Source organism: Prevotella pectinovora (assembly GCF_041323955.1).
Taxonomy (GTDB): Bacteria; Bacteroidota; Bacteroidia; order Bacteroidales; family Bacteroidaceae; genus Prevotella; species Prevotella pectinovora.
Genome location: NZ_JBGLIV010000001.1, coordinates 204030 through 225998, shown reverse-complemented (window position 1 = coordinate 225998; position 21969 = coordinate 204030). Strand labels below are relative to the sequence as shown.

Below are 21969 nucleotides of genomic sequence, written 5' to 3'. Positions count from 1 at the left end.
CATGGGAGAAGTAAGGATATGCATCCAGTATTACGACTCGCCATGCGGCCGACTGGTTTTGGCTTCTTTCGCTGACAGACTATGTCTTTGCGATTGGAGCGACAATCCTTTTGCAGAGCGCAACATGCTCAGACTTACAAGGAACATGAAGACTTCTTTCAAGACTGAGACAACCTCTGTCTTGGAAGAGACCAAAAGACAACTCGACGAATACTTTGCCGGCAAGCGCAAGGCTTTCGACATACAGTTACGCCTGGCGGGTACTGATTTTCAGCATGAAGTGTGGAACGCTTTGCTCGACATTCCGTACGGAGCGACAAAGAGTTATAAGGATATAGCCCAATGCATCGGCAAGCCCAAAGCCGTGAGAGCCGTAGCAGGAGCCATCGGCGCAAACAGCATCAGCATCCTAATCCCTTGCCACCGCGTAATAGGCAGCGACCATTCACTGACAGGCTATGCGGGAGGATTGGAGGCTAAGAGAGTGTTGCTCGGAATAGAGACGCAAATATAAATAATTATGTTACCTTTGCGAATACAAAAAAAAACAGATACTCTGGCTGCGGAAATGGCGAGGATGGACGTGGAGAATTTATCAAGTAGACTTCCAATAGAGTCGTATTAGAAGTGAGATAGTAAAGACTTTATAAAAGCCGGAGCCTTTTAGTTAAATATTCGCAATGTTTTAGCCTCCGAACGTCATGATTATCACTAAACAGATATCTTTGTGTCGCAAATGACATACCGATTACACATACATCATAAGGCCCTTCGTTTGTAGTAAGTTGTCTATCCCCCACTTGCAGACAACTTATTATTAACATATCATTTTTATTAATGGGCTTAATCATTTTATATTTTACAGGTGCTCTGGCACTATCCTTTTTGTGTTCCGTCCTCGAGGCGGTACTCCTGTCCACTCCTATGTCGTTCATCTCGATGAAGGAAAACCAAGGCAACAGGACTGCCTCTTTGATGAAACGATACAAGAATAACGTAGACCGCCCCGTAGGCGCTATTCTTTCGCTCAACACCATTGCCCACACCATCGGTTCGGCAGGTGTGGGAGCGGAGTCAATAAAGCTTTTCGGCGAGGAATACTTCGGAGTGATTTCTGCCATCCTGACGCTGCTGATTCTTGTGCTCTCTGAAATCATCCCCAAGACTATCGGAGCTTCATATTGGCGTTCGCTCGCCATGCCGTCGACCAAGATCATCCGCGTGCTCATCTCTGCGTGGCGTGGTCTCAATGGAAGACGTGATAGAGACCATGACCGGAGTGGAAATCGTGGACGAAGACGACGTGGCTGTGGACATGCAGGCTTTTGCCAAGGAAAAGTCGCGCAGGATGTTGCGGAAATAACGTTGAGTCCATGATGCAAGCCTGTCATTAGACCGTGTAATATAATATTTTAACCCCAAACGGTCATTAGGTCGTTTAATGTAATATTCTGAACTGTTTGCAGTCTTTTGCCTGTCACAAGGCGTCTTTTACCAGCTTTAGCTCACTTATGACCCGCATATTCATAGCTATACGTTTCAACGACGAGTTCAAGAAAGCACTCGTAAGTATACAGGATGCCCTGAAAGCAAGAGGCGTCAGCGGAAACTATTGCCCTTATGGCAACCTCCATATGACTCTTGTCTTCATAGGCGAACGATATGACCTGCAGAAAATCGGAAAGGCTTTGAGCGAAGTGGAATTCAAACCTTTCACCCTGACATTGGACAGACTTGGATCATTCCCCACGAAAGCCGGAGTCATCTGGTGTGGCACGAAAGAGAACGAACATGCCACGACTATAGCCAACCTGCTGCGCGAACGCCTCACCGCACATGGAGTTTCTTTCAGCACCAAGGCTTTCTATCCCCACATATCCCTGGTGCGACACCCGTCACAAATCGTTACAGACATCGACGTGCCGGCGGCAAGCATCAAGATAGAACGAGTTTTCGTGATGAAATCCGAACGTATCGATGGAGAACTGGTATATTCTGAGATGACGGCAACAGAATGACGCCTGCACCTGTAATCCTTGCATCATATAAACCCATAATACCACCTATGTTTCCGCCGTTCTGCGTGGGAATATGAATATTTTTGCCTACTTTTGCAGCGTTTTTCATTATAAGTACAAGAAAGAGACATGATTACAGTTGATGGACTGACCGTCGAGTTCGGCGGCACCACCCTATTCAAAGACATCTCCTTCCAGATAAACGAGAAGGACCGTATAGCCCTGATGGGAAAAAATGGAGCAGGCAAGAGCACGCTGCTCAAGATTATCGCTGGTGTCAGGACTGCCACACGAGGCAGCGTTTCAGCACCGAAGGACTGCGTCATCGCCTATCTGCCTCAGCACTTGATGACAGAAGACGGTCGCACAGTGTTCGACGAGACCTGCCAGGCTTTCGCCCATCTGCACGAGATACAGGCTGAAATAGACCGCATCAACAACGAACTTACCACACGCACCGACTACGAGAGCGACGAATATATGCAGCTCATAGAAAAAGTGTCGGCGCTCTCTGAGAAATTCTACGCCATAGACATGTCTCACTTCGAAGAGGACGTGGAGAAGACACTGCTCGGACTTGGTTTTGAGCGCTCTGACTTCAACCGCCCGACGAGCGAATTCTCCGGAGGATGGCGTATGCGTATCGAACTTGCCAAGCTGCTGCTCAAGTCGCCCGACGTGCTGCTGCTCGACGAGCCTACCAACCATCTCGACATAGAATCCATAGGATGGCTCGAAGACTTCATCATCAACAGTTCCAAAGCCGTGGTCGTGATAAGCCACGACCGCAAATTCGTTGACAATATCACCACACGAACCATAGAGGTGACCATGGGGCGCATCTACGACTACAAAGCCACCTACAGCCACTATCTGGAACTGCGCAAGGAGCGCCGCGAACAACAGATGAAGAAATACGAAGAGCAGCAGAAGATGATTGCAGAGACGAAAGATTTCATCGAGCGTTTCAAAGGCACATACTCAAAGACTTTCCAGGTGCAGAGCCGCGTGAAGATGCTCGAGAAGCTGGAACTCATCGAAGTGGACGAGGAAGACACGAGCCACCTGCGCCTCAAGTTCCCGCCAAGCCCGCGCAGCGGTTCCTATCCCGTACAGATGAGCGATGTGGCAATGTCGTTCGACGGCAAGAAGATTTTCAGCGGCGTAAATCTCACAGTGGAACGCGGCGACAAGATTGCCTTCGTGGGACGCAACGGCGAGGGTAAGTCAACGCTCGTGAAATGCATCATGGGACAGTTGCAGAACGAAGGTAAACTGGAGCTCGGCCACAACGTGCAGATAGGCTACTTCGCCCAGAACCAGGCATCGCTGCTCGACGGCAACCTCACGGTATTCCAGACCATCGACGACGTGGCAAAAGGCGAAATACGCAACAAGATACGCGACCTGCTCGGCGCATTCATGTTCGGAGGAGAAGACTCCACAAAGAAGGTGAAAGTGCTCTCTGGCGGTGAACGCACGCGACTTGCCATCCTCAAGCTCCTGCTGGAGCCCGTAAACCTGCTCATCCTCGATGAGCCCACCAACCATCTCGACCTCAAGACCAAGGATGTGCTCAAGCAAGCCCTTCAGGACTTCGACGGCACCCTCATCGTGGTAAGCCACGACCGCGACTTCCTCGACGGCCTTGTAAGCAAAGTATACGAATTCGGTCATGGCCGCGTTCGCGAACACCTCTGCGGCATCTACGAATTCCTCGAGACAAAGAAGATGGAAAGTCTGCAGGAGCTGGAAAAGAAATAATTAGTGACATAGACAACGTGAAAGACTCTTTCCATATAATAAATCCGGAATTGACAAAGGACCTGTTTCGACAATTAGCCTTCATGACATGGCATGGCAAAGAAGACAATGACGGCTATAAGGGTCCAGAAAATGTAATAGACCATTTATGGGAATTTGCCAATGGAGCTTGCAGAAAAACAAACAAAATGAAGACAGACAATCATTGAGTCAACAAATACTGCTGCTCGACAAGACTTTTGCATGCATTATTTTCTTTTCCTCCTTCTCACCCTATAGCCCGACCACAGGCACCAGAGGGAGAGGATGCCCATCACGAAGATGAATACGTATGTGGCGATGCTGCCGATGAATATTCTGCCGCTATGCACCTCAAGAGCGACATTCCAGAGCGACATCGGCAGGTGGGCTAAAGCTGAGGGCTGGGGAATCACCGACGTGCCGTCGTAATAATCCGCTATGACAGGAGCGCAGAAATGCTGACTCATGCCGGCTATCGCCTTCTTGCCGAATGGCGGACCGGCTTCTGCCGGAGCCGGCTCATGAGTGAAATAGTCTGTTGCCTTGGCGTGCTGCCTGTCCCATACATACAGTCCGCTGAAGGATCCGCAATACCAGTTTCCGTCCTTATCCTTCTGCAACACGTTCAGTCCCATCACGCTCACCGGCGGAGCGGCGCTGATTTTAGTCGCCGCCCGACGCTTGATATCCAGCGAATAGAAACCGTCTGACGCAGACAAGAGCCAATCGCCGCAAGCCTCATCAAAACGCACCATGCGCAGCTTGTCGTTCCAGGGATTCCGACTCTTGAGCGCCGTTCCGGGGATGGCAGGAATTTTGTTCTGTACCAGAGCTATCATCACCGGCGGACGCAGACACCATCCTGTCAGCGCCACCAATATAGTGAGCACGATGGTGTATCGCCCCACCCTGTCGTGTATCTGAAACGACGCCTTCAGCAAAGCCTTGCGTTTCGGCCTCAACCAGAAGATGACTCCCGTGAGGCAAAGCACCGCCAACACTATAGCAATGGCATCCACGACCAGTCGTCCAGCCATGCCGAAGAGTTCGCCGCTATGCAGGAGCCACACCGCACGGAAAGCCGTAGCCCGTCCGTCGTAACCTTCCGGCTCACGGATTTCAATGCGGCGGAATGTGGTATAAGGCGGCAATGACGTGTAGACGAATGAGCGGCTAAGCACCACCAGCGTGTCGCCATGAGAAGCCACATCAGTCAAGCGCTCATCTTCTCCCAACGGCATCTTTATCTCATGCCACGCGCCATGTACGCCATAACGATAGAGGGCGAAAGGAGATACGGCAAAAATGGCGTTTCCGGAATCACCGGCATTATCATTGGTGTCATTCGCATTTTTGTCTATCCTGACAACATTTCTAATCTGACGGTAGTCTGCTCCCTCTGGCAGTCCCTCGTTGAAATCTCTGACTGATAAGGCTTTTGCATCTGTAATCCATATACCTCCGCTGCCATATATCAGCAGATGGCGGCACGAGTCAGCGGTGCCTGCGGAAACAGACGGTGGGAGGTGTCCGATATCTGTGGTTCCTCTGAGCAGTCCACCGTTCCAGTCATGGTATTCATAACGGCCGGGCAGATATTTCCTGCTCACGTTCACGTTCTTGATCAGAGAACGATGATTGAGCAGGATGCCAGACACACAGAACAGCAGCACGAACAGCGTCATGCCGAGCCCTAACCATTTATGTTGTTTTCTCCAAGTGGACTTTTTCATCTTATCAGTTGACGAGTAATAAAGTAGACGACAAGTCTGCAAAATTACAATAATTTATCAATATCTATCGACATTCCCACCTGAAAAGTCACTCCGTCGGTTATCGGACTGTTAAGGTAATAATACTTCGGCTTGTATCCGAAGAGATTGTCCAATGCGGCATTCACCTTCACCGCCTTTCCGATGCGCTGCGAGAGAGAGAGTTTCCAGATGGTATAGGCAGGATAGGATACGGGGACCGTTCCCTGGCTCACATCATAATAGTCTTTGTATTCCACATTCTTCACACCCGAAAGCACACGTCCCTGCAGACCGATGTTCATGCCATAGTGTTTAGTGAACTGACGGTCGTAGTCCAGCCTAACATTCAGGGCATGCTCGCGGGCTGGTATATACTGGTTGTTGATGGTGTTGCCCTTTTTGTCCTTTGCCAGCTGTTCCTTGGTGTATGCATAGGTGAAGCGCGCACCGAGTCCGTTGTTCCATCTCGCCTGTGCGCCGATTTCTCCTCCGCAAACGCTATAGTCGTCGAGATTGGAATATGGCAGATAAGGCAGCTTGTCGGTCGGCGACTTGAAATATGGTGCTGAGGTGGAAAGCTTGTTCTTCACTTTGTTGTAATACATAGACGCCGTGAAATTGTAGTGTCCCTTGGTATATTCTGCCGAGAGGTTGAAGTTGTGGCTCACTTCCGACTTCAGGTTGGCGTTGCCTTCCACTATCCATATGCCCGACATGTCGAAATTATAGTATTTCTCCTTCAGCGTCGGTGCACGGAATCCCATGCCGTATCCGGCACGTATGGCAAGATTATATAATGGCTTGTAGCAGATGTTCAGCTTCGGCGTGACGTGGGAGTCTCTGCCGTCGGAGAAATAATCATAGCGCAGTGCTGCCACAGCCTCCCATTTGTATGTGATGTGCCAGTCATATTGTGCGAACACATCAAATGAGTTCTGTTTTCTCGTCTCCCCTTCCAGATTGGTGTTATACAGATAGTCGTGCATCAGGTCTGAGCCCACGGTAAGCACGTCTCCCCTGTCGAAGGAGTGGTTGTAGAGCAGTCGCAAGGAGTTCTGCACATTGCTGTAGTCGCGGATGTCAAGACGGGTGATGCGCTGATAGTCTGACTTGTCATACTGGTCGAAGGCATAACTCGCCTGCAGGTCATCACTGTCTGAGATGTTCCAGTTCATGCGCAGTCCGCCGGAGAAGTCGCGATAGCGCTCCGGCTGGTCTGCCGACCTTACTGTCTCTCTGAAGAAATATCCGGCGCGTCCCGTGAGATTGAAATTCTTCGATGGGGCCCACACCAACTGGTCTTTTATATTCAGCGTCTTGTCGCCATATACGGTAGAGATGATACGTGTCACGGGGTCTGCCGCACTATGCACATCATAATTGTCCATACGATTGAAGTTGGCGGTCAGCATATTGTTCCAGTACTTGCCGTTTAGGCCGAACGACGCTCCATATCTCTGTTCGTTATGCTTGGCATAGCGGGCGTTCACGTTCAGCGTCCACGGCTGCTTGTTCTGCTTGGTGATGATGTTTATCACTCCCCCCGTGGCATTACTGCCATAAAGGGCAGAGGCTGCTCCCTTCACTATTTCTATACGCTCCACATTGTCCATGTTGAGGCGCGTGAAGTCCACATCATCCATGGTCTCGCCAGCCAGCCTCTCTCCATCCACGAGGAAGAGCACTCCCTGTCCGCCGAAACCAGAGAAGTTGAGGTGTGTCTGCAGGTTCATGGCATACGAGAATTCCACTCCTGGCAGTTCCTGCTGCAAGAGGTCCTGCACATTTGTGGCATCGAGCTTCGCCAGGTCCTTTGAGTTGATGACTCGGGTCTGTATCGGCGTGTCTTTCAGAAACTTCGGAGTCCGTGTGCCTGTCACCACCACTTCGCCCAGATCAAACTTGCGGCTGATGGAGTCGAGATATGCCTCGTATGCCAAAGAGTCGCTCACCGACGGCATCGTCGCCGTCATGCCGCCGTTCCTCTCCATCCGGCCTTTCGTCACTACATCATCTAGAATGCCGGATGCCACTGCCGGCTGCCATGCGGCACCTGCCATCAGCATGGAGAATAATATATGCTTCTTCATTTCTTCTTTATCGAGTATTTCCTGAATAGGATATTTTATTGTGTAAGCCAGATTGCCTCTGTTGTGAATCTGCCTCTATGTGATACCGGCATGAATATGGATGTCGGCATAATGTCATGATAGCGTATCATATACTGTATCTATACCGGATACCGGTATCAATACGGATATTTGTAGCTTATGGTGAGATAACACTTCTTGCCATTCGGCGAGAGATAGTTTTCCAACTGCAACGCCGCATAGCTGCCGTTCTTTAGGCGCAGGATAAAGACATGGCGGTTGAGGCTGAACGATGGTGGCATCGGAGGAATCTCCATGCTGAGCCACGACGAGAGCACCTTGTTCACCTCTATTCCCTGCGACGGCACATAGCCCTGGAGCATCTGGTCCTGACTGTTCCAAACCGCGTTTTCGCTCCATTCGTCTTCGGTAAACGTCATGTTGCGGAATGCCTCACTGCTCTCCGGCAGTTCGTCCATCGACGTATAGGTGGTCTCCAGCACAGCGCCCCCATTGGTCCTCACATTGTTGCGATGCACGGCAAAGGTCCAGCTTTCCGGGGCTGTCTGCCCGGCTGTCGGTTCGAAATAGGAGAACGTGTTGTTCTTTATGCCCGCGCCAAACACATCAAACCAATACATATACTGTCCTGCTTTCTTGCCTTGGGTTGCAATGACCTTTCCGTCTTTCCCCTCATCGGCAGTCGTTGGTGTGTCCACCCTGTCGCCTGTGGCCTGCATCGGTATCGGGTAGGCTTCAAATTCGGTATGCGCCTTCAGCAGCGCTGCCTCGTCGCCGGAGGTGGCAAGCTGGTGCAGTCGGTCGAGGTCTACATAATACCAGTCTGTCCAGCTGGTGGCATCCATCACTATCTGCCCTTTTGCCGGAACGATTTCTTCCGGTTTGTCGTAGATATCGTCAAAAATACCGTTGCAAGCCGTGAGCATCATCAGCCCCAATCCTGCAACGGTAGTTTTGAGATGATTCCTTTTATTCCAATTCATCATCTGCGATTGATTGTTTTATATATGAATCTAGTATTTTCCGCTTACGGTCATCATATCATATCTGCCGTATTTTATTTCTTTATGAATTTCTTTCCATTCACAATCACCATACCTTTGTAGCTCTCGCCCACCAGCTGGCCGTTGAGGTTATACATTCTGCCGTCGCTCTTCTTTTCAGTCTTTGCCGAAGAGATTCCTGACGCCTCTGTATTGAAAGAGGTGACGATAGCGAAAGGCATGGCACCCATCTGGAAAGCGTTTACGATGTCTGTCACTTTGTTGCCGTCGTATTTCACGAGGATGTTGTTGTCTTTGGCGGCATTGAACGAATACTGTCCGTCCATGGTCTTGGTGCCATTGTTTTCTGCCGTGAAGTGGAACTCCAGTCCGTCGTTCTTGTAGTCGCGATAGTAGCCGCCCTTCTCCTCGTCGTAGGTCAGACCCTTCACGGTGTATGTGCCGAGGGTGAGGTTGCCCATCACAGTATTGTCGAGTGTATAAGTAGGGATTTCCACATCCACTTTCTCAGCGTCGCCGTCGATGTATTTGCGCACGTTGTATGTCACTCCGTCGTTGCCATAGATGAAGGTTCCGCCCACGTTAACCGTGATGGCGCTTGCCACTGGTTTCACATAATATGCCTTGACTTCGTAGGTCAGTTCGAATGGCATAGATCCATATTTGAACACTGCCTTCAAAGTCAGAGAATTGTCTGCCATATTATATGAGCCTGAGATTGATGAGCCTTCGATGTTCTTCTCTTCACCGTTCACCGTAACCTTAGACGTGAAGGTCTGTTCTGCTATGCTAATCACATGATTCTCTCCCTTGCTGAAAGCCACATTCTCGATGGTGAAAGACGGAATGGCTGCCATGCCCTGCATTACGGGCAGCGTGATGTTGCCTGCACTCATGCTTGCCATTTCAAATCTGACGGTATCGCAGGCATTCCCGATGTTCTGAGTCAGGACATTAACCGACGAGGGTCCTGCGAAAGTCATAGCACCGTGCATCTGTGCCATCATGCTACTTGCCATTAAAGTGGCTACAATGAGAGTAAAAAATTTCTTCATATAATACAATTTTGTTTCTTTAAATAATTAGTCTGTGGTAATCAAATTTCCGGCTGCAAAATTACAAGGACTTCCAAATTTGCGCAATACCTAAAAATTGGTAATTTATTTCCCGATACTCTATACAAACGATACTTTCCTAACAATAATCAGTAGTCCGGTATCCGGAATAATTACCGATTTGGTTTAACTCGTTGGCGGAATTAATTTATGTTGACAGATATGAGTAAAAGTTGTAAATATCGCTTGATTTTCAGTAAAACCAAGAATTGCCGAAAAACTGTCAGATTGTCTGGTTTTTTGTTGTAATATTCTGACAGGCAGATAGTTGGCTGTCTGGCGATTGTCAGCCAACTGTCTGGATGGTTTGCTGATGAAAGGAATTGTCAAGTGTGAGGAATCGTCAGATGTGAGGAATTGTCAGATGAAAGGAATGCCAGCTGTGAGTAATTCAGACTGCAGGAATGGCATGCGTTGGCAGAATTCTGAAAACAGGAATATGTGTGTTACAACATTAGCTTATTGGTCAGACGCCTGACAGCAAATCTGCCCAACAGGGGCAAGCACGTTGCCCATGATGGGCAAGCACGTTACCCCAGTTGGGCAAGCACCGTGCCCAATTTTAATCCAAATCGGTCAGTAATAAGTGTGCACTAAATTAACTTCGCCAACGGGTTAGAATACAGATGCAGGCAGGCGGTTATCACACTGAAAACTTGCGGGTATACAATAAGATTTATACCTTTGCAGAATAAATCTAAACAACAAGGAAACATGACAAAGTTAGCTATTCCCACACGCGAAGGTCGTGTGGATGACCACTTCGGACATTGCGACCACTACTCCGTATTCACCATCGACGACAACAAGCAGGTGGTATCCACCGAGCGTCTTGACTCTCCACAGGGTTGCGGATGCAAGTCGAACATCGCTTCTGTGATGCAGCAGATGGGTATCACGATGATGCTTGCCGGCAATATGGGCATGGGAGCTTTCAACAAGCTTTCTGCACATGGAATAAGCGTGATACGCGGCTGCAAAGGCGACATCAACGATGTGCTGAAAGCATATCTCGACGGCAAACTCACCGACTCGGCGGAATCTTGCGACCATCACGACTGCGGCAACCACGGGGAAGAGCATGTTTACGTGATACCGTCAAAATAATGAGGACAGTATGCCTATTGAAATCTTCTTGCTGAGCATCGGGGCGAGCTTCGTGCAGCGCACCACGGGCTTCGGCTTCGGCATCTTCATCATGACCATGCTGCCGGCAATAATGTCGTCTTACGGACAGGCGACGACTCTCTCCGGCATCCTGGCGATGACGACTTCATTCATCATCGTCTTACAGAAACACAAATACATCGTATGGAGCAGACTGCTGCCCATACTGATTACTTTCGTGGTGGTGTCGGCTGGTGCCATATTCATGCTCAAACGCATGGAATACAGCATTCTGAACATCCTGCTCGGCATCACGCTGATCGTCGTGAGCATATACTTCTCGTTTTTCAGCAAGCGCATAAAGATAAAGCCCACCAAGCCGCTGCAGGTCACGGCCGGCGGACTGAGCGGACTTATGGGCGGATTCTTCGGCATGCAGGGACCGCCGGCGGTGCTGTATTTCGTGAATTCCGAACCCGACAAGGACCATTATCTCGCCCAGACACAGGCTTACTTCTTCATAGGCAATCTGATGATGACCATGGCGAGGGCATACAACGGATTCTTCACCACATCCGTGGCAATGGGATATGTCTACGGCATCGTGGGCGTGGTGATTGGCAACATGATGGGGGCATGGGTGTTCAGACACATCACGGGCTCGCTGCTCAAATACATCATCTATGCCTATATCGGCATCAGCGGACTGACTTTCCTGCTGGAGGCATAGCCTTGTTCGCCATAGCCGCATTTTACATCCTTGCCAACACAATAGTTTCCCAAACCACTTATTCCAGATGTTCTTGCAATGACATCTGGCGGAAAAGCAATGAAAGCTACTGCCGTTTCGTTATTTTTTTGTTTAATCTTACATATTTGTCATTACAAAATTGTAATTTTGCTATAAATATGAGCGACCTTGCAAATAAGAATCTTCAAACAGAGAACACAAGGCATCATGACAGAAAAAGAATTACAAGAAATATTTCATGACAGAATAAACTTCTGAATGGCGAAATAGAGATATAACCCATAAAAAAAAACATAGCAATATATGCGACAGATTATAATTAAGAACTTTCGTTGTTACGAAGAAAAAGTCATAAGATTTCGTCGTGGCATTAACCTATTGATTGGAGACAATTCAGTAGGCAAGACCTCATTGCTTCGTGTATGCAACTTAGTGATGAACGCCTTCTTTTCCGGATATAGTGACGAAAACACAGTATGGAAAAGTGCAGACGATGATGATTTTCGTGAGATAAAAAGCGAAGATGTGGTTGACAACGACCTTCCTATCAACATCACCTTTGACCTTGACAAAGAAGACCTGCCGGATATTGTATTGGAAGGCGGTAAAAAGGTCTGCCTACAGACGAACGAACCGGAAGTGGAGGAAGGAAGTGCAAGATTTTATATTGAAAAGAAATCAAAGAAGAATGCCCGCAATCTTGTTACCGGTCTTAAGAACCTAAAGGCTTTTTCTTCTATGCTGCAACAGTCATCGCATACCATCAACAATGGTGTAGCAATACAAAAGAACGCCCTTCCTTTGTTTGCATACTTTACCACCGAGGACATCCACACCACAAGAAAGTTTGACAAAGAAAAGAAGAATTTCAAGAAATATCCTCAGAAACCTTCGTTCGGATATTTTGAAAGTTTCGACTGTAAGGGACTGCTTGACTGTTGGATAAAGCGAATGCTTGTGCTCAAAGAAGCAAAAAAAGGAGAAAGCGAAATAGAATGTGTGAGAAAGGCTGTGGTCCGTTCATTAGGCCCTAAGGGATGTGGCATCATTGACGATATGGACATAAGACACAACGACGGTGAGGTATTCTTCCAATATTGTGATGGCAGAGAAGTGCGCTCCAATCTCCTCTCCGACGGATACAGACGCCTGGTGAGCATTGTGGTTGACATAGCTTTCCGTTGCGCCCTTCTCAACAAAGTCATGTATGGCGACGAGGCATACAAGCACACTCATGGAACAGTAATCATCGACGAGATTGACGAACATCTTCATCCGGAACTTCAGGTGCGCATCATGAAGGCTTTGCATGAAACGTTCCCCAAGATTCAGTTCATCGTCAGCACCCATGCCCCATTGGTGATGTCGTCGGTGGAAACAAACGAAGACAATGTGGTGTATAAGCTGGAATACATAGATGGAAAGTATTCGCATAAGGAGCTGAACACTTACGGACTGGACGCTTCGACGATTATGGATGTATACATGGACCAGACACCTCGTGACTTGGCTATCGATGCAGAAATAAAGGCAATAGAAAAGCTCATTGATGCAGAAGAATATTCAGAAGCAAGAAAATTGCTTGATATGATGCTTGAACGTCCAGGCAGTGAAGCAAATCCTGAATTGACAAGAATAGAGGCAACATTATCATTCTTTGAAGATTAGTCATGATAGAGATAACGAAAAACAAAGAACCTAAAGAACAGAACAGGAAAGAGAGTTGGGAAAGTGTAAAGAGGGAACTGCTCACAATAAAGAAAGGCAATGCATGGAACAAAGCCGTAATAGAGAAATACATCAAGAAATACCGCTCAATGCACATTAAAGACGGCAAGTCACAATACATTCCATATTGTGGGATAGTTATATATAATCTCCAAAAGAAATATAGGCAGATTCAATAATATACGAGCATTATGGCAAAAGCCTACGGCGAAGGCGTGCTCATACAAAAAAAGCAACGTGACTTGCAACCGTAAAATGAAATAATCATTTAATTCAAAATATAGAAAAAACTAAAATCTAAATCATTATGAATATCGGAGACAGAATACCAGAGGTCCTCGGCATCGACCAGGACGGACGAGAGATTAAGGCAAGCGACTATCGCGGCAGGAAACTGGTGATATACAGCTATCCAAAGGCTAACACAAGCGGATGCACTGCAGAGGCTTGTTCGCTGCAGGCACACAAAGAGGAACTGGCAGCCGCCGGATATGAAATCATCGGTGTGAGCAAAGACAAACAGGCACTGCAGAAGAAGTTTGCCGACGCTCACGGCTTGCAGTTCCCGCTGATAGCCGACACGGAGACCACTCTGCTGCAAGAGCTGGGATGCTGGGGAGAGAAGGTGACATGCGGAAGGAAGACCATCGGCATACTGCGCACCACATATCTCGTTGACGAAAACGGAATAATCGAGAAAATCTTCACCCCAAAGGAAATCAAGACAAAGATTCATGCGGAGCAGATATTAAACGCTATAAAAGGATAAGAGCCAGAATGACAATTCACAACATAACATTCAGTCCCACAGGTGGAACACGCCGTGTGGGCGAACTGCTGTGCAATGAATTTGGCGGGGAGTGTGTCACTACAGAACTCTGCACAAAGAAAGAGAATCTGAAACTCCCCGGTATCCACACCGACGACCTGACGGTAATCTCCATGCCCGTATATGCCGGCCGTGTGCCTGCCATGGCTGTGGAGAGACTGAAGGGCATCGAGGCTAACGGGGCACGGTGTGTCATCATTGCCGTATATGGCAACAGGGCTTACGAAGACGCTCTGGTGGAGATGCAGGATGTGGCAACTGGCATGGGATTCCGTGTGGTGGCTGCCATTGCCGCCATCGCCGAACACAGTATCTGCCGCATGTATGGCTCCGGCCGTCCCGATGCAGAAGATGCCAACGAACTGGCTTCGTTTGCCGCCGACATACTCCGCAAGATCAAGGGGGATGGAGAGTATGCCCCTCTCTCCCTGCCGGGCAACCGACCATACAAGCAGGGCTGCAAGGGTCCCTACCCCACAGCAAACGACAACTGCACGGGCTGCGGAACCTGCGCAAGCGAATGTCCTGCCGGAGCCATTTCTCCCGACAATCTGAGAGGCAACGACAACGGACTCTGCATCGGCTGCATGCGATGCGTAGCTGTATGTCCGGTACAGGCAAGGGGTATCGGGGAACGCCTCAACATGCTTGTGGCGCATCTCGAACCGCTCTGCCGTGACAGAAAGAAGAATGAGCTGTTCGCATGACGGACCGCCGGTCATACAATACAAAGGATTTGAAAGGGCGTAAGTTATAACGAACCTGAATACTAATAACACCATGAACAATATAGCAAAAGGAAAAAACAACAAGAAGCAGACAAAGCAGCTGATGCTTTGGATCGGTGCACTGGTAGTCGGTGCAGCATTGGGAATGTTGGGCATAGCATGGCTCAACGGGTTGATGAACTTCATCGCTACGGTATATACCCGTCTGTTCCAGCTCCTGGCGGTGCCGACGATAGCCCTGGCGGTGATGACGACTCTCGCCTCGCTCGGCAATCAGGCCGACACGGGAAAGATTTTCAGGCATGCCATCACTTACACGCTGCTCACCACATTTGCCGCTGCCACCGTGGGACTGGTGCTCTACAATGTCATTGCTCCCGGCAACCTGCCGGCGGCTCTGGTGCAGAGCGGTATGGCTGACGTGCCTCAGAACCTGGGCGAGACATCTTATTATGACCACATATTGGGTGTGATTCCCAACAACATAGTGAAACCGTTTGCCGACGGCAACGTGCTTTCCATCCTCATGCTGGCTGCTGCCGTGGGCATTGCATTGGCAAAGATGCCACAAAATGACAAGAAGGAGGTGGTGGTGAAGGGACTGTTCGGTCTGCAAGACCTGCTCTTCATGCTCATCCACGGTCTGATATGGGCTTTGCCACTTGGCATCGTGGCATTTGCAGCACAGCTTTCGGCACAGTTCTCGGCAGGCATCGTGATGGCATCGCTCGGAAAATACGTGGCGGTGATATTGGGTGGCAACGTGATACAGTTCTTCATCGTGCTGCCCCTGTTCCTGCTGGCAAGGGGAATCAACCCCTTCCGCACCCTCGGCCGCATGATGCCGGCGGTATTGATGGCTCTATTCACCAAGAGTTCGGCTGCCACGCTGCCTGTCACCATGCAGACGGCAGAAGAGAGGATGGGAGTGTCGAGCAAGGTGTCACGCTTCGTCTTGCCTATCTGCACCACTATCAACATGAATGGCTGTGCGGCGTTCATCCTCGTCACCTCACTGTTCCTGATGCAGAACGGCGGAATGGAGCTGCCGCTGACAACGATGATTCTCTGGCTCTTCATCTCCGTGCTGTCGGCGGTGGGCAATGCCGGAGTGCCAATGGGCTGCTATTTCCTCACCCTCTCGCTGATGTCGGGAGTGAATGCGCCAATCGGCATCATGGGTATCATCCTGCCGATATATACCATCATCGACATGATAGAGACGGCAGAGAACGTGTGGTCTGACTCTTGTGTATGTGCAATGGTGGACAAGGACATGAAGAGATAGAACAGACGAAGAGACAGAAATTATCAAGACATATAAAATCTACAATACAAAAGGATATGAAGAAATTAGGAATCGTATGCCTCCAATGGACACCTTTCCTAATCAAATGAAATATCAGAAATCATGAAACAAGACAAAGACCCTATGGCATGGGAGGTGATAGAGAGCGAATACCTCTTCAGAGAGCCTTGGCTGACGGCAAGACGCGAACATGTGAAACTGCCTACTGGCGCTGAGATACAGGATTTCTACGTTCTGGAATATCCAGAGTTCTGCAATGTCATAGCGATAACCAAAGAAGGGAAATTCCTCATGGAGCGCCAATACCGCCATGCCCAGCACCTCACGGCAATAGAGATTCCGGCGGGATGCGTGGAGAAAGGCGAAGACCCGATGGAGGCTGCCAGACGCGAACTCTATGAGGAGACGGGATATGGCGGAGGCGAATGGTCGAAGCTGATGACCATTAGTCCCAATGCCGGGGCTTGCACCAACTACAGTCATACATACCTTGCCACAGGGGTGGAAAGACTTTCCACCCAGCATCTCGAAGAGTCGGAAGACATCAAGGTAGTGCTACTGGACGAGGACGAAGTGGTACGCATGCTCATGAACGACGAGTTTCATCAGGCTATGATGGCAGCACCGCTATGGAAATACTTCGCCACGAAAGGCAAGAAATGAAACACCGTCTTCTGACCCTCTGTCCATATAACATAAACTACCAACAATAACATGAAAGCATATACATACATTGAGAAAGGAAGGTTTGCCATGACCGACAAACCGAAACCCAAGATACAGGACCCCACCGACGCCATCGTAACCGTAGTGGCACTATATGACGAGCCACAGGTGCTGCCACTACCCGACATGTATGGCAAGAACCTTACGTTCAAGACCGGCGGCGTGGACGGATGCGACTGCGAGGAAGTTCTGCGGCTCATCGAGCAAGGCAAGATAGACACCACACCTCTCATCACCCACCGCTTCCCACTGAGCAGGATAGACGAGGCATACCGCATCTTCGAAAACAAGGAGGACGGAGTGATAAAGATTGCCATCTACAACGACAATGTGTAACAACCATTTTAAAATCAAAGAGCTATGGTCAATTTTGATTATCAGACACCCACACGCCTCATCTTCGGCAGGGGTGTAGTAAGCGAAAAACTCGCAAGCGTAATGAACCAGTATGGAAAACGTGTACTCATCACTTATGGCGGCGGCAGCATCAAACGCACCGCTCCCGGACACGACAAGAGTCTTTATGACCTGGTGAAGGATACACTGACAAACAAGCAGGTGTTCGAGCTCGGCGGCATACAGCCTAATCCCAAGTTCAACCCCAGCGTGCTTGACGGTGTGCGCATGTGTCAGGACAACGACATCGACGTGATACTCGCCGTGGGTGGAGGTTCGGTGCTCGACTGCACTAAGGCTATAGCCGGTGTTGCCGGAACGCTCAAGACTAAGGTGACGGACAATGTGGAGGAGGCATGGGACATCGTTTGCGGACGCAAGCCCACAACGGCAGCAGTGCCCATCGTAGACATCATCACCATGGCTGCTACCGGCAGTGAATATGACATGGGCGGAGTGATATCGCGCACTGAGACAAACGACAAGCTGGCATACTTCTCAAAACTCGTATTCCCGGCAGTGAGCTTCATCGACCCTACATATACCTTCACACTGCCTGTGAAACAGACGTTGGCAGGCGTTTCCGACTGCATCAACCACATCATGGAGTCGTATTTCTGTGGCGACCACATCGACATGAACGACGCTTTCATGGAGGGCGCCGTGAAGTCGCTCGTGAAGAACGTGAAGATTGTATTGGAAGATCCACAGAACTACAACGCCAGGGCTGAGATATTCTATGCCACTACTCTTGGCTGCAACGGCATCTACTGTCTCGGCAACAGTCCGAGCGGCTGGCCTATGCACGCCATGGAGCACGCTCTGTCGGCATACTACGACATCACCCACGGGGAGGGTCTTGCCATCGTGACGCCACGTTGGATGAAACATATCCTCGACCACTCTACAGGCGAACTGCACGACCAGGTGGTGGAGCGCATCGAGAAGTTCGGCAAGAACGTGTTTGGAGCTGAAAACGCAGAGGCTTCAATCAAGGCAATACATGACTTCTATCGCAACATCGGCATCCCGATGACTCTGCCTGAGGTCGGCATCGACGACAGCCGCCTTGCTGAAATGGCGAAACACGTGGCAGACAATGAAGGTCTCGACAAGGCATGGGTTCCTCTCTTGGAACAGGATATCCTCGAAATCTTCAAGGCTTGCATGAAATAGGAACAAGACAAGCCATAGGTCTCATATTTCCCCCACAGCGTGGGGAACAGTACCCCCTAATGTGGGGATACATTCCCCACGCCAGGGGGGAATTTTCGCAAAGGAACATTCGTGGTCTTGATTTCTTCAATTGGGAAATCAAGACCACTATTCTTATAATCTCAAAAACGGTCAGCAAACCATTTAACCCTAATCGGTCATTAGGGCTTGCTTGGATTTTGTTTTTTAGAAGAGTGGATTTTGTTTGGCTTTTAATGAGTAATAGCGGGCTATTGCTCATTAAAAACGAGCAAAAGTCGCCTTATAAAAAACAAAAGACTGCAAGCAGTTGTAAAAAAAATACATTAAACGGCCTAATGACCGATTTGGGTTTAACCCAAATCGGTCATCATGGCCAGCCTGGATTGTGTGTTTTTTTCAGAAGAGCGGATTTTATCCCCAAACGGCATAATGACCGTTTGGGGAGTTATGCTTTCTTGCGATACTGCGACGGTGTTATTCCTACCACCTGCTTGAATATTCTTGTGAAATGCGACATATCGTAGAAACCGCACTTCATTCCTATCTCGCTGATCGACATGTCATCGCGGTTGTCCAGCATATCTTTGGCTTTCTGCATCTGGCGCTTGCGGAAATATGCCATCGGTGTGTCGCCCGACACAGCATTGAGCTTTCGGCGCAACTGCTGCTGACTCATACATAGGGCTATAGCCACACTGTCTACGGAGAGGTCCGTCGCCATCAATTCGTCCACTGCGGCATCCACCCTATTGAGGAACACGCGGTCGCAAGGCGGCAGCGTCTCCACTGCAGCCTGTTTGTCGTCGGCTGGCGCCTGCATATAGCGCAGGCGCAGCAAGCGGTGTTTCTCCAGCAGGTTGCCGACAGTTACGGATAGTTCTTCAGCATCAAATGGTTTATATATATACGCATCAACGCCAATCTGCAGTCCGCGCAGCTTGTCTTTTTGGGTTGTCCTCGCCGTGACGATGATGACAGGAATGTGGTTGAGCACCTCCGATTCCTTCACTCTCTGACACAGTTCGTAGCCATCCATACGTGGCATCATGAGATCGGTGATGATGATGTCGGGCACCGTCTCCGTGGCAATGCGCAGTCCCTCCTCACCATCACGTGCCAACACGAGGCGGTATCTTGCCTTAAGCTGCATTGTCATGTATTCCGCCACATCGGCATTGTCTTCCACGATGAGCACGAGCTGACGGGTGTCAGCAGAACTGCCATCAGCCACATCACCACCATCATCATCCATATCATGACTATTCGCACCGATATCCACGAGGGCATCACTCTTGTCGCCTGCCACAGGATTATTATCCTCTCCACAACCGGAAGTTCCGTTATTGCCACCTGTTTTAGTATTTGCTCCAAGCAGCATGTCGTCAGGGATTGTTCCGAGTGACTCAAGCGGCTTCACGTCAACACCCGCCGGGGCCTTGACGGGCACGTTTACAGTGAATACCGAACCGACGTCCACCTTACTGTCGAGCGTTATGCTGCCGCCAAGGGTTTTCACTATCTGGTTCACGAGGGCCAGTCCCACTCCCGACCCGATGGCCTTCTTGTCGCTCTCTGTCTGATAGAAGGGTTCGAAGATATGCTGCTGCTCATTTTCCGGTATACCGCTACCATAGTCGGCAATGCGCAGGATCAGCATGTCGTTCTCCACCTCAAGCGCCACAAGCACCTGTCCTCCCTCCTTGGAGAACTTTATGGCATTTGTCAGAAGGTTGCACAACACCTTCTGGGCATAGTCTGGCACGAAGTCACACATCATCTTCTTTTGCTTTGGGGCATACATCAGGGTTATCTGTCTGGAGTGTGCCATATTGAGATGACTCTCTATGATGTTTGCCATGAAGAGCACGATGTCGCCATGATGCCAGTCGGGATGTCCGATATTCGACTTCACCTTCTGTATGTCGAGCAACTGGTTGATGAGCGACAGAAGTCGCGTGCCTTGTCTTGACACCATACTTCCCACCTTTGCCATATCGCCTGCCGGCACCTTGCCTTCCTCCATCATCCGTGAATATCCGAGAATAACGGTGAGAGGGGTGCGAAACTCGTGTGTTATGTTAGTGAAGAAACTTATTCTCATCTCCTCCATCTGATGCTGCTCCATCTGCTTGCGCTTACGGCTACGAAGGGCGTAGAGCATGAAACTCATTGTCACACCACCGAGCACGAACAAAAGGACTGCAGCCATAATGCTGACCCACTTAAGCGATTTCTCCGTTTGATACTCCTCGTTCAGGGCATTCACTTCGGCACGCCTCTGCTCATGCTCATAGCGCACTCGCATGTTCTGCATGTGAACAATATTCTTCTCGCTCGTCAGACTGTCGCTGAGTTGGTCAAACGTCCGGTAGTAGTGAAGAGCGCGCCGGCAGTCGTCTTTCTTTGCATAGATGTCGTAGTACAGCTTGGCAATCTGCGCCTGGTGTTCGAGCGAATGCAGGTCGTGGGCAAGGCGGTCGGCAGTGGCGAGATAGGTCATCGCCGTGTTTTCGTCGCCGATTTTAATGTATATCTCCGCAAGAGCGAGACATGGTTCCATGGCATGCCACCTGTCTTCTGACGTTCCCATTATTTCGTATGCCTTGCGATACTCGGCTATTGCTTCTGTCCGTCTGCCTTGCTTCTCGAAGAGGCGTCCGAAGTGGGTATAGCAGAGCGATATGCCGAGGTCGGAATCGGCGAGTCTGTTCTGCTGCATCGACTGCTTGTAGCATGCCCATGCGGAGTCAAGCATGTTTCGCTTTTCGAATACCGAACCGATATTTGCGTAGTTGATGGCCTGTCCGAGGTGGCTTCCGAGTGTCTTCTCTCCCTTCAATGCAGCGCGGAACATAGAGTCTGCCGTTTCGGTGTCGCCGAGAGTAAGACTGATGTTTCCGATGCCGTTGAGGGATACCACACGGTTTTTCATTGCCGTCTTGTCGTTTCGCCGACTGAACAGGTCGCCGAGGTGCAGCGCACGATAGTGGTAGTCCACTGCCTCGTCGAGCACTCCCATTCTTCTGAAATTCGTTCCGATATTGTTCAGCGCCTGCACTGTGGCGATGGTGTCACCGAGTTTCCTTGCGAGTTCCAGTTCACGATTATGACAGGCTATGGCTTTCATGAAGCGGTTTTCATCTCGCCACAAGCGTCCCCGCTTCTGGAGTGATCTCATCTCAAGCATATAGTCGCCGCTCTTTTCGGCTTCTTTCACCAGGCTGTCGAGTTGTTCTTTGTCTTTCATGCCGTTTACCACACTGTCGGCGGCATCACGCTTCATGGCGAGGACGCGTGGCGACGGTGAACTATGGCACGACATGATGAGAGTCAGGATTATGGCACACGTAACCAGGAAGGCTGCGCTGCGCACAGAGAATAATAGTCGGATTTTTCGAAATGTATTTAAGG

General features: G+C 49.6%; 18 protein-coding genes and 1 pseudogene. 14 read left to right on the top strand and 5 right to left on the bottom strand.

From position 1 onward, the window contains the following. Window position 1: 1 nt before the first annotated feature. From ACDC99_RS00885 to ACDC99_RS00870, 4 genes are all read left to right on the top strand, one after another. Window positions 2-514 carry a methylated-DNA--[protein]-cysteine S-methyltransferase gene (locus ACDC99_RS00885; protein ID WP_044074982.1) on the top strand — a complete coding sequence of 171 codons (513 nt, stop codon included), beginning with the start codon at window positions 2-4 and terminating at the stop codon, window positions 512-514. A gap of 323 nt (window positions 515-837) precedes the next feature. After that, on the top strand, window positions 838-1377 hold the full coding sequence (locus tag ACDC99_RS00880; RefSeq protein WP_370755400.1) for a CNNM domain-containing protein: 540 nt from the start codon (window positions 838-840) through the stop codon (window positions 1375-1377). A 134-nt stretch (window positions 1378-1511) separates the two neighbouring features. Continuing rightward, a complete protein-coding gene (thpR, locus tag ACDC99_RS00875) occupies window positions 1512-2018 on the top strand; it encodes an RNA 2',3'-cyclic phosphodiesterase (RefSeq protein ID WP_370755398.1) in 507 nt (168 codons plus the stop codon). A 129-nt stretch (window positions 2019-2147) separates the two neighbouring features. Beyond that, window positions 2148-3782, top strand: coding sequence for an ABC-F family ATP-binding cassette domain-containing protein (locus tag ACDC99_RS00870; RefSeq protein ID WP_042519738.1), 1635 nt, complete (start codon window positions 2148-2150; stop codon window positions 3780-3782). A 248-nt stretch (window positions 3783-4030) separates the two neighbouring features. Here ACDC99_RS00870 and ACDC99_RS00865 read toward each other — a convergent pair whose 3' ends face one another. The 4 genes from ACDC99_RS00865 to ACDC99_RS00850 all read right to left on the bottom strand — a co-directional run bounded on the left by ACDC99_RS00865 (window position 4031) and on the right by ACDC99_RS00850 (window position 9727). After that, on the bottom strand, window positions 4031-5536 hold the full coding sequence (locus tag ACDC99_RS00865) for a PepSY-associated TM helix domain-containing protein (protein WP_370755396.1): 1506 nt from the start codon (window positions 5534-5536) through the stop codon (window positions 4031-4033). A 44-nt stretch (window positions 5537-5580) separates the two neighbouring features. Beyond that, window positions 5581-7530: a TonB-dependent receptor plug domain-containing protein gene (locus tag ACDC99_RS00860; protein WP_370756893.1), complete on the bottom strand. Its 1950-nt coding sequence runs from the start codon at window positions 7528-7530 to the stop codon at window positions 5581-5583. A 275-nt stretch (window positions 7531-7805) separates the two neighbouring features. After that, window positions 7806-8654, bottom strand: a complete 849-nt coding sequence (locus tag ACDC99_RS00855; protein ID WP_370755394.1) for an HmuY family protein — start codon at window positions 8652-8654, stop codon at window positions 7806-7808. A 71-nt stretch (window positions 8655-8725) separates the two neighbouring features. Then, window positions 8726-9727 (bottom strand): hypothetical protein, encoded by a 1002-nt coding sequence (locus tag ACDC99_RS00850; protein WP_370755392.1) that lies wholly within the window; start codon window positions 9725-9727, stop codon window positions 8726-8728. 774 nt (window positions 9728-10501) lie between these two features. On the opposite strand from ACDC99_RS00850, the gene ACDC99_RS00845 reads away from it, so the two are divergent. The 10 genes and pseudogenes from ACDC99_RS00845 (at window position 10502) to ACDC99_RS00800 (ending at window position 18537) form a co-directional block, all read left to right on the top strand. Beyond that, window positions 10502-10894 carry a NifB/NifX family molybdenum-iron cluster-binding protein gene (locus ACDC99_RS00845; protein WP_022317049.1) on the top strand — a complete coding sequence of 131 codons (393 nt, stop codon included), beginning with the start codon at window positions 10502-10504 and terminating at the stop codon, window positions 10892-10894. Between the two features lie 10 nt (window positions 10895-10904). Further along, on the top strand, window positions 10905-11624 hold the full coding sequence (locus tag ACDC99_RS00840; protein ID WP_287073778.1) for a sulfite exporter TauE/SafE family protein: 720 nt from the start codon (window positions 10905-10907) through the stop codon (window positions 11622-11624). Between the two features lie 324 nt (window positions 11625-11948). Continuing rightward, window positions 11949-13313, top strand: a complete 1365-nt coding sequence (locus tag ACDC99_RS00835; RefSeq protein WP_370755390.1) for an AAA family ATPase — start codon at window positions 11949-11951, stop codon at window positions 13311-13313. 2 nt (window positions 13314-13315) lie between these two features. Continuing rightward, complete coding sequence (locus ACDC99_RS00830; protein WP_370755388.1) at window positions 13316-13552, top strand: hypothetical protein; 237 nt, start codon at window positions 13316-13318, stop codon at window positions 13550-13552. Window positions 13553-13680: 128 nt separating this feature from the next. After that, window positions 13681-14142, top strand: coding sequence for a peroxiredoxin (locus ACDC99_RS00825; protein ID WP_022317051.1), 462 nt, complete (start codon window positions 13681-13683; stop codon window positions 14140-14142). A gap of 8 nt (window positions 14143-14150) precedes the next feature. Continuing rightward, window positions 14151-14909 carry a 4Fe-4S binding protein gene (locus tag ACDC99_RS00820; protein ID WP_302961117.1) on the top strand — a complete coding sequence of 253 codons (759 nt, stop codon included), beginning with the start codon at window positions 14151-14153 and terminating at the stop codon, window positions 14907-14909. A 73-nt stretch (window positions 14910-14982) separates the two neighbouring features. Beyond that, on the top strand, window positions 14983-16218 hold the full coding sequence (locus tag ACDC99_RS00815) for a dicarboxylate/amino acid:cation symporter (RefSeq protein WP_303222927.1): 1236 nt from the start codon (window positions 14983-14985) through the stop codon (window positions 16216-16218). A gap of 123 nt (window positions 16219-16341) precedes the next feature. Further along, window positions 16342-16902: an NUDIX hydrolase gene (locus tag ACDC99_RS00810; protein WP_044080246.1), complete on the top strand. Its 561-nt coding sequence runs from the start codon at window positions 16342-16344 to the stop codon at window positions 16900-16902. A gap of 129 nt (window positions 16903-17031) precedes the next feature. Next, a pseudogene (locus tag ACDC99_RS00805) lies at window positions 17032-17301 on the top strand (alcohol dehydrogenase); the annotation flags it as partial. Between the two features lie 24 nt (window positions 17302-17325). Then, window positions 17326-18537 (top strand): iron-containing alcohol dehydrogenase, encoded by a 1212-nt coding sequence (locus ACDC99_RS00800; RefSeq protein WP_370755384.1) that lies wholly within the window; start codon window positions 17326-17328, stop codon window positions 18535-18537. A gap of 466 nt (window positions 18538-19003) precedes the next feature. On the opposite strand, the gene ACDC99_RS00795 is transcribed toward ACDC99_RS00800, so the two are convergent. After that, window positions 19004-21931: an ATP-binding protein gene (locus ACDC99_RS00795; protein ID WP_370755382.1), complete on the bottom strand. Its 2928-nt coding sequence runs from the start codon at window positions 21929-21931 to the stop codon at window positions 19004-19006. Between the last annotated feature and the right edge of the window lie 38 nt (window positions 21932-21969).

Bases quoted from the DNA above. Each gene is read 5' to 3' on its own strand.
- ACDC99_RS00885 (WP_044074982.1), top strand. From the start codon at position 2: ATGGGAGAAGTAAGGATATGCATCCAGTATTACGACTCGCCATGCGGC.
- ACDC99_RS00880 (WP_370755400.1), top strand. From the start codon at position 838: ATGGGCTTAATCATTTTATATTTTACAGGTGCTCTGGCACTATCCTTT.
- thpR (WP_370755398.1), top strand. From the start codon at position 1,512: ATGACCCGCATATTCATAGCTATACGTTTCAACGACGAGTTCAAGAAA.
- ACDC99_RS00870 (WP_042519738.1), top strand. From the start codon at position 2,148: ATGATTACAGTTGATGGACTGACCGTCGAGTTCGGCGGCACCACCCTA.
- ACDC99_RS00865 (WP_370755396.1), bottom strand. From the start codon at position 5,536: ATGAAAAAGTCCACTTGGAGAAAACAACATAAATGGTTAGGGCTCGGC.
- ACDC99_RS00860 (WP_370756893.1), bottom strand. From the start codon at position 7,530: ATGACGGCGACGATGCCGTCGGTGAGCGACTCTTTGGCATACGAGGCA.
- ACDC99_RS00855 (WP_370755394.1), bottom strand. From the start codon at position 8,654: ATGATGAATTGGAATAAAAGGAATCATCTCAAAACTACCGTTGCAGGA.
- ACDC99_RS00850 (WP_370755392.1), bottom strand. From the start codon at position 9,727: ATGAAGAAATTTTTTACTCTCATTGTAGCCACTTTAATGGCAAGTAGC.
- ACDC99_RS00845 (WP_022317049.1), top strand. From the start codon at position 10,502: ATGACAAAGTTAGCTATTCCCACACGCGAAGGTCGTGTGGATGACCAC.
- ACDC99_RS00840 (WP_287073778.1), top strand. From the start codon at position 10,905: ATGCCTATTGAAATCTTCTTGCTGAGCATCGGGGCGAGCTTCGTGCAG.
- ACDC99_RS00835 (WP_370755390.1), top strand. From the start codon at position 11,949: ATGCGACAGATTATAATTAAGAACTTTCGTTGTTACGAAGAAAAAGTC.
- ACDC99_RS00830 (WP_370755388.1), top strand. From the start codon at position 13,316: ATGATAGAGATAACGAAAAACAAAGAACCTAAAGAACAGAACAGGAAA.
- ACDC99_RS00825 (WP_022317051.1), top strand. From the start codon at position 13,681: ATGAATATCGGAGACAGAATACCAGAGGTCCTCGGCATCGACCAGGAC.
- ACDC99_RS00820 (WP_302961117.1), top strand. From the start codon at position 14,151: ATGACAATTCACAACATAACATTCAGTCCCACAGGTGGAACACGCCGT.
- ACDC99_RS00815 (WP_303222927.1), top strand. From the start codon at position 14,983: ATGAACAATATAGCAAAAGGAAAAAACAACAAGAAGCAGACAAAGCAG.
- ACDC99_RS00810 (WP_044080246.1), top strand. From the start codon at position 16,342: ATGAAACAAGACAAAGACCCTATGGCATGGGAGGTGATAGAGAGCGAA.
- ACDC99_RS00800 (WP_370755384.1), top strand. From the start codon at position 17,326: ATGGTCAATTTTGATTATCAGACACCCACACGCCTCATCTTCGGCAGG.